The sequence below is a fragment of the Salipaludibacillus sp. CUR1 genome, assembly GCF_021028955.1.
Taxonomy (GTDB): Bacteria; Bacillota; Bacilli; order Bacillales; family Salisediminibacteriaceae; genus Salipaludibacillus.
The window spans coordinates 1-900 of record NZ_JAIWPE010000083.1 but is presented as its reverse complement, the minus strand read 5'-3'; the positions used below and the strand labels follow the sequence as shown (position 1 = coordinate 900).

The following is a 900-nucleotide window of genomic DNA, read 5'->3' as shown; positions in this document are numbered from 1 at the left end:
TGTCCAGTGACGATCGCGGAGAGGTCACACCCGTTCCCATGCCGAACACGGAAGTTAAGCTCTCCAGCGCCGATGATAGTTGGGGGCTCTCCCCCTGTGAAAGTAGGACGTCGCTGGGCTTACATATTTCTGTCTTACTTTAAACAAGGGGCCTTAGCTCAGCTGGGAGAGCGCCTGCTTTGCACGCAGGAGGTCAGCGGTTCGATCCCGCTAGGCTCCACCAAATTATATTGTTTTTTATGGCGGTGTAGCTCAGCTGGCTAGAGCGTACGGTTCATACCCGTGAGGTCGGGGGTTCGATCCCCTCCGCCGCTACCATAATTACCCGGAGGAATACCCAAGTCTGGCTGAAGGGATCGGTCTTGAAAACCGACAGGGGCTTTGCGGCCCGCGGGGGTTCGAATCCCTCTTCCTCCGCCATTATAAGGTCCCGTGGTGTAGCGGTTAACATGCCTGCCTGTCACGCAGGAGATCGCGGGTTCGATTCCCGTCGGGACCGCCATATATTTTTTCCTCATGGAGGGGTAGCGAAGTGGCTAAACGCGGCGGACTGTAAATCCGCTCCCTCAGGGTTCGGGAGTTCGAATCTCTCCCCCTCCACCATGTTTAGGGGTATAGTTTAATGGTAAAACGAAGGTCTCCAAAACCTTTGATGTGGGTTCGATTCCTACTACCCCTGCCATTATTTATTAAGGCGGTTGTGGCGAAGTGGTTAACGCACCGGATTGTGGTTCCGGCATTCGTGGGTTCGATTCCCATCAGCCGCCCCATGACATAAAATAGGCCCATAGCCAAGCGGTAAGGCATCGGATTTTGATTCCGTGATTCGCAGGTTCGAATCCTGCTGGGCCTGCCAGTTTAATATGCGGGAATAGCTCAGTGGTAGAGCACCACCTTGCC

8 tRNA genes and 1 rRNA gene are annotated in these 900 nt (G+C 54.4%); all 9 read left to right on the top strand.

What is annotated here, in order from left to right:
- The first annotated feature begins 2 nt into the window (after positions 1-2).
- Positions 3-119 (top strand): 5S ribosomal RNA (gene rrf, locus K8O68_RS15555).
- Positions 120-147: 28 nt separating this feature from the next.
- Positions 148-223, top strand: a tRNA-Ala gene (locus K8O68_RS15550).
- An 18-nt stretch (positions 224-241) separates the two neighbouring features.
- Positions 242-318, top strand: a tRNA-Met gene (locus K8O68_RS15545).
- A gap of 9 nt (positions 319-327) precedes the next feature.
- A tRNA-Ser gene (locus K8O68_RS15540) sits at positions 328-420 on the top strand.
- 6 nt (positions 421-426) lie between these two features.
- A tRNA-Asp gene (locus K8O68_RS15535) sits at positions 427-502 on the top strand.
- Between the two features lie 16 nt (positions 503-518).
- A tRNA-Tyr gene (locus K8O68_RS15530) sits at positions 519-603 on the top strand.
- Positions 604-608: 5 nt separating this feature from the next.
- Positions 609-682, top strand: a tRNA-Trp gene (locus K8O68_RS15525).
- Positions 683-694: 12 nt separating this feature from the next.
- A tRNA-His gene (locus K8O68_RS15520) sits at positions 695-770 on the top strand.
- Positions 771-781: 11 nt separating this feature from the next.
- Positions 782-856: transfer RNA gene (locus K8O68_RS15515), tRNA-Gln, on the top strand.
- Positions 857-900: the final 44 nt, after the last annotated feature.